Annotated in this window: 5 protein-coding genes; 2 read left to right on the top strand and 3 right to left on the bottom strand. The window is 76.6% G+C overall.

Features of this window, described 5'->3' with window-relative positions; translation table 11 throughout:
* Positions 1-89 precede the first annotated feature (89 nt).
* Positions 90-1526 (bottom strand): MFS transporter, encoded by a 1437-nt coding sequence (locus tag ACFU7Z_RS34160; protein WP_380781833.1) that lies wholly within the window; start codon positions 1524-1526, stop codon positions 90-92.
* Between the two features lie 279 nt (positions 1527-1805).
* Here ACFU7Z_RS34160 and ACFU7Z_RS34155 point away from each other — a divergent pair, with 279 nt between their 5' ends.
* Positions 1806-2711, top strand: coding sequence for an NADP-dependent oxidoreductase (locus ACFU7Z_RS34155; protein ID WP_380781831.1), 906 nt, complete (start codon positions 1806-1808; stop codon positions 2709-2711).
* A gap of 111 nt (positions 2712-2822) precedes the next feature.
* Here the strand turns inward: ACFU7Z_RS34155 and ACFU7Z_RS34150 are convergent, their stop codons facing one another.
* Positions 2823-3956, bottom strand: a complete 1134-nt coding sequence (locus ACFU7Z_RS34150) for a CU044_5270 family protein (protein ID WP_380781829.1) — start codon at positions 3954-3956, stop codon at positions 2823-2825.
* Positions 3953-4600 carry an RNA polymerase sigma factor gene (locus ACFU7Z_RS34145; RefSeq protein ID WP_375877149.1) on the bottom strand — a complete coding sequence of 216 codons (648 nt, stop codon included), beginning with the start codon at positions 4598-4600 and terminating at the stop codon, positions 3953-3955. Before ACFU7Z_RS34145 ends, ACFU7Z_RS34150 begins: the two co-directional genes overlap by 4 nt.
* 129 nt (positions 4601-4729) lie before the next feature.
* On the opposite strand from ACFU7Z_RS34145, the gene ACFU7Z_RS34140 reads away from it, so the two are divergent.
* The gene (locus ACFU7Z_RS34140) at positions 4730-6316 is read left to right on the top strand and encodes a serine protease (RefSeq protein WP_380781827.1); all 1587 of its coding nucleotides are present in this window, start codon (positions 4730-4732) and stop codon (positions 6314-6316) included.
* The last annotated feature ends 47 nt before the right edge of the window (positions 6317-6363 follow it).

Here is a 6363-nt window from a genome sequence, read left to right as displayed (position 1 = left end):
CTTCGCGGGCTCCTCGGGGGGGGTTCCGCCCGTCGGGGGCCGCGTCGGTGGACGCGGCCCCGGGCGGGGCGGACGGGGTGGTGGGAGGCTCACGCGGCCGTCGCGGACTTCGTCCCGGCGGCGTCCGGGCGCCCGGGGCGCGGGGTGCGCAGGGTGGCCGCCGCGAGCAGGCCTCCGGCCACCGCGATCGCCGCGGCGCCGAGGAAGGCCGCGGAGAAGCCCGAGGTCAGACCCTGGACGGTGGCGTCCGGGGTCCGGGCGCCGGCCAGTGCGGTCATCGCGGCCAGGCCGAGCGCCGAGCCCACCTGGTAGCCGGTGTTGACGATGCCGGAGGCGAGGCCGCCGTCCTCCGGGGGCGCGCTGGAGATCGCGGTGCCGAGGGAGGGGATGAAGGCGAGCGCCATGCCGGTCGCGGCGAGGAGGGAGGCGGGCAGCACGTCGGTCCAGAAGTTGCCGTCCGGGCGGGCCTGCGAGAGCCCGGCCAGGCCGGCGCCGAGGGCGAGCATGCCGGTGACGACCAGTGCCTTGGGGCCGAAGCGGGCGATCAGCCGGGGCGCCAGGGTGATCATGATGCCCATGATGGCGACGGTCATCGGCAGCAGGGCCGCGCCGCTGGCGAAGGCGCCGAGGTGGAGGACCTGCTGGAGGTAGAGGTTCAGGAAGAACCACATCGGCACCCAGGCCGCGGCCAGCAGGAACTGGGCGAGGTTGGCGGCGCCGAGGTTCGGCACCCGGAAGATGCCCAGCCGCATCAGCGGCTCGCGGCGCCGGCCCTGGACGACCAGGAAGGCGGCCAGCAGCACGGCCGCGCCGGCCAGGGTCAGCAGGGTCGACGCGGAGGCCCAACCCGCCTCCGGGGCACGGACGACGGCGTACACGGCGGCGGCCAGTCCGGCGGTGACGGTGAGCGCGCCGACGAGGTCGATGCCGCCGCGGCGCCGGGGCGCGGAGGGCATCAGCGCGGGAGTGGCGAGCAGCGCGACCGCGGCCACCGGGATGTTGATGTAGAACACCCAGGGCCAGCTGACGTACTGGGTGATCAGGCCGCCGAGGAAGACGCCCGCGGTGCCGCCGGCCGGGGCCGCCGCGCCGTACAGGGCGAAGGCCTTGGTCAGTTCCTTCGGGTTCCCGCCGAAGAGCGTCATCAGCAGGGTGAGCGCCGAGGGGGCGATGAGGGCGGCGCCGAGGCCCTGGACGCCGCGGCCGGCCAGCTCGGTGGGCACGTTCCCGGCGAGGCCGGCGAGCAGTGAGCCCGCGCCGAGGACCGCCCAGCCGGCGCTGAACAGGCGGCGGGCGCCGAGCAGGTCGGAGAGCCGTCCGCCGAGCAGGAGCAGGCCGCCGAAGGCGACCACGTACGCGTTGAACACCCAGGACAGGTCCTCCTGGCCGAAGCCGAGGGCGTCCTTCATCCTGGGCAGGGCCACCCCGATGATCGAGGTGTCCATGATCACCACGAACTGCGCGGCGGCGATCAGCGCCAGTGCGCGCCACCTCCGGGGGTCGGGCCCGGTGCTGTCGGTTGCCATCTCTTGCTCCCTGTCTGTGAGGGGTATCGGCCGGGGACGGTGCCTCGCGGCGATCGCCGGGGATCGTCAACTCGCAGGACGGGCACGGTGGATGTGCCGGTCGACGACCCCGGTGAGGACGACCGAGAACATACCCTAGGGGGGTAGGGTTTAGTCAACGGAGCCGGGGCGGCGGGGAACGGGGCCCGGCGGCGGGAGGCAGCCCGCGAAGGCGGGGAATCCGGCGTCCACCGGCGGGGTTTCACCAGGCGTCAGCACCCGCCTCGTGAAGGGCCCTCCGTGCGCGCCATCCAGATCGACCGTTTCGGCACCCCCGAGGTCCTCGACCTCGTCGAGACCCCCCGGCCCGTGCCCGGGCCCGGGGAGGTGCTGGTCCGGACCGTCGCGAGCGGCATCAACCCCGTCGACGACAAGACCCGGGAGGGGGCCATCGGCGAGGGCGCTCCCCCGCTGCCGACGACGCTCGGCTGGGACCTGGCCGGCGTCGTGGTCGACGGCGGCGACAGCCCGCTGGAGGCGGGGGAACGGGTCATCGCCATGTCCCACCAACTCGGCACCACCCGCGGCACCTGGGCCGACCTGGTCGCCCTCCCCGCGGCGGCGGTGGCCGTCGCGCCGCGGGCGGTCAGCCTGGTCGAGGCCGCCACGCTGCCGCTGCCCGGGCTGACGGCCCTGCAGACGCTGGACTGGCTGGCGGTGTCCGCCGGCGAGCGGCTGCTGATCGCCGGTGCCGCCGGCGCGGTCGGCGGGCTCGCCCTGCAGATAGCCCGGGCACGGGGCGTCGAGGTCGACGCCCTGGTCTCCCGGGACGCCCAGGCCGGCTTCGCCCGCGAGCACGGCGCGGGGCTCGTCTCCACCGACCCCGCCGCCTTCCGGGGCGGCGGCTACCACGCCGTCTTCGACACCTTCGGGGCCTTCGTCACCGACGCGGTCGCGGACGGCGGCCGCTACGCCTCGATCGCCACCCAGGCCGGCCCCGTCCCGGACCTCTCCGCCCGGGGCGTGCGCACCACCGTCCACCAGGTGCGCGAGGACGGCGCCGGGCTGGCCGAGTTGGCCCGGCTCGTCGACGCCGGCGCCCTGCGGCCGCGGGTGCACGCCACGTACGGGCTCCAGGAGATCCGGGCCGCGCACGAGCGGTTCCGCGAGGGCGGCCTGGCCGGGAAGATCGTCGTGACGTTCTGACCGCCGCCCTCGGCCGCCTCACCCGCGAGCGGCCCTCGGCCGGGCCGCGCCCACCGCACCGGGGCCCTCGTGGAGGAACCCGGCGGGGTGGGCCGGCACCGGACTACCGGACTACCGGACTGGCGGCGGGAGTTCACCGACGCGGTCGGCGGCGGCCCGGGCGAGGACCGCGGAGGTGCCGACCACCGTCCCGGCCGGGCCCGCGTCGCCGTCCTCGGCGAGGACCGTGCGCTCGCCGAGGAACCCGTACGTGCTCCGGTCGAAGACCCACTGCGTCTGCCGCCCGTACGCCGTACGGGCCACGGCGACGCCCTCGCGCCCGGCGGCGTCGACGGCCGAGGCGACCACCGTGACCCCGGGGATCCGCTCGGCCGCCCGGTAGAGCGCGGCGGCGACCTGCGGCGGTGCCCAGGTCTCGGCCAGCAGGTCGCCGATCGCCGTGAACGCCCGCTGGTCCGGGTCCTGGCCCTGGCCCCGGGTCTGCTCCCTGATCAGCCGCAGCAGGGCGTCCGGGTCGGTGGGCAGCGCGGCGACGAAGGCGTGGGTCGGTTCGCCGACCGACGGGCCGCCGCCCCCGCCGGGCGCCTCGGGCCGGGCCGTCGCCCCCGGCTGGTCGAGGTGGAGGACCGGCCCGTCCTCGCCGAGCCGGCTGTCCGGCCCGCCCTCCTCGCGCAGCAGGCCGGGGCGGCTGCCGTCGGCGGACAGCCACACCTGCCGGGTGTGCGCGGGCGCCATCGTCACGGGGCCGCCGCCCGCGCTCTGCGCCGCGTAGGCGACCCTGCTCTCGATGTAGACGAACTGGTCGGCGCGGACCGCCGGTTGCTCCGATCCGGCGGCGGCGAGGGCGATGCGGTCGAGCATCCGTACGGCTTCGGAGCCGCCGGTCGGACCGCCTCCCGTCACCGCCGCGTGGTCGCGCCCGGGCGTTCCCGCGCCCCCGAGGTCCGACGCCACGACGCCGACCACCGCCAGGGCGCAGGCGAGCGCAGGCACCGCGATCCGGAACCGGGCCGAACGCCTGGCCGGGCGCCGGACCGAGCGCCCGGCCGGACGCCGGAGCGGGGCTCGCGGAGCGGGGCGGCCCTGCGGCTCGGCGGCCTGGCGCAACAGTGCCTCCCTCAACAGCAGTTGGCGATCCGCGTCCAGGCCGGGCACCGTCGGCGGAGGCAGCAGCCCGGCGAGTTCACGGCGCTCCGACTCCTCGGACGCCGGGCGCTGCGCGGCTCGCCGTGGGGTGGCGTTCATCCGTGGCTCTCCTGGGTCGACGGCCGGAGCGCGGGGAGGCGGCCCGGTACGGGCAGGGCGGGGGCGGCGGCGCGGGCCCTGGCTTCGGCCTTCGCCTTCACCTTCGCCTCCGCCCTGGCCTCGGCCTCGGTGAGTTCGCGCAGCCGGGCCCGCGCCCGGGACAGCCGCGAGCGGACGGTCCCGACCGGCGTGCCGAGCGCCTCGGCCGCGCTCGCGTAGTCCAGTCCGGCCCAGACCACCAGCGTGAAGACCTCCCGGTCGCGCCGCCGGAGCCGGGCGAGCGCCCGGCGCGCGGCCCGCAGCTCCTCGACGTCCGCGAGGTGCGCGACCAGGTCGTCGGAGAAGTCCGGGACGGCGCCGCGCTCCGGGATCCGGGCGAGCGCGAGGTCGCGGCGCCGCCGGGCGCGGGCGTTGCGGCGCATGACGTTGGTCGCGATCCCCAGCAGCCACGGGCGCAGGCCGTCGCCGTCGGGGTGCAGCCGCTCCCGGCCCCGCCACGCCTCCAGGAAGGTCGTCGAGACGACGTCCTCGGCCTCCGCCCAGTCGCCCGTCACGCGCAGGGCGTAGCGGTACAGCACCTGGGCGTGCTCGTCGTAGAGCTCGCCCAGGACGTCGGGGTCGCCGCGGCGCAGACGCGTTCTCATGAGTGCTTCCACACTCTGCCCTGCCCGGTCCGGCACCCGGGTTCCGGTGACGTGCGTCACATGCCCCGACCCACCGTGGATGTGGCCCGGCTCACAGGAACTCCGGTGCCCCTCCGAGCAGTACAGGACATGACCACAGCTTCCGCTCCCCGCTCCGTTCCCCGCCGGAACGCCCTCCGGGCCCTGGCCGTCGCCGTCGCCCTGGCCGGCGCCTCGACTCCCGCCCTCGGCGGCCCGGCCTTCGCCGCCGAGCCGGAGACGTACACCCTCACCGTCCGGCACCTGGACCGCGCCGGCCAGGCGACCGCGCCGTACCGGACCAGCGTCACCGGGATCTCCGGCCCCGGCGCCGACACCTCGGTCCGGCTGGACGCCCCCTCCGGCGTCACCACCGTGCGGCTGCCCAAGGGCCGGTACGTGCTGGACAGCAACCTGACCTCGGGTCTGGAGCCGGGCGGGACGATCTGGACGGACTGGATCGTCCAGCCGCGCCTCGACCTCGACCACGACACCACCGTCACCGTCGACGCGCGGACCACCGCCCTCGTCGACGTCCGGCCCCCGGACGGGTCCGCGCGCTTCCGGCACAGCGGGATGTTCGTCGAGGTCACACACGAGGGTGCCACCAGGACCGTCAACGTCGCCAACGGGTCGCCGAACCTGCGCGTCGCCCACCTCGGGCCGGAGACCGAGGCCGGGGCGGTCAAGCAGTGGTTCGACGTCAACTGGGACACCGACACCGGCGGCTACCTGCTCGGTCGGACCTCCACCGGCACCCGCGCGCTGACCGGGCTCAGCAAGCACTACTCCGCGCAGGAGCTGGCCACCGTGAACATCCGCGGCGCCGCCGGACCGGGCGGCGCCGGGACCGCGCTCGTCAGCCTCCAGCCGAGCGACGGAGCGAGTATCGGCGAATCCCGGAGCGTCACCACACCCGGCACCGCCACCTTCCACGTCGCACCCGAACGCGGCACCTGGGACATCGGCGTCACCGTCCCCCGCGCCGACGGCAGCCGGCCGACCTACTACACCGAAGACCGCGTCGCCGTACGGGCCGGGGCCACGACCACCCGGACCTTCGACGGCCCGGTCTTCGGCCCCGCGCTCACCGACCGCCCCGCCGTCTCCCGCGACGGCGACCGGATCACCGCGGACGTCCCGCTGCTCGCCGACGGCGACGGCCACGTGCCGTGGACCCCCTCGTTCGACACCGCCTACACCTCGCTGTACCGCGACGGGGTGCTGGTCGGCGCCGCCTCCGACGCGGCCGGGCGCGGCGAGTTCACCGTCACCCCGGGCACGGCGGGCTACCGCCTGGCCACCACCGTGACCCGCAAGGCCGCGGCCGGCGCGACCACCCGGGTGACCGCGTCCTGGACCTTCGCCTCCGCCACCACCGCCGCCCCGACCACGCTCCCGGTCAGCGTCGTACGGTTCGCCCCCGGGCTCGACCCGACCGGCACCGCGACGGCCGGCAGCGCGCTGCGCATCCCGGTCACCGTGCAGGGCGCCGCCGCCGACGGCCGCGTCCGCTCGCTCACCGTCTCCTCCTCCACCGACGGCGGCGCCTCCTGGACCCGCCTCCCCGTCGACGCCGGCGCCGTCACCGTCCACAACCCCCCGGCCGGCACCGCCGTCTCCCTGCGCGCCGAACTGACCGACACCGACGGCAACACCCTCGACCAGACCATCACCGAGGCCTACCGCACCCGCTGACCCCCGCCCGCCGCTGACCGGCCGGTGCCTGCCCGCTCCCCCGGGCC

The organism is Kitasatospora sp. NPDC057518 (assembly GCF_042802075.1).
GTDB lineage: Bacteria > Actinomycetota > Actinomycetes > Streptomycetales > Streptomycetaceae > Kitasatospora.
This window is presented reverse-complemented; position numbering and strand designations above follow the sequence as displayed.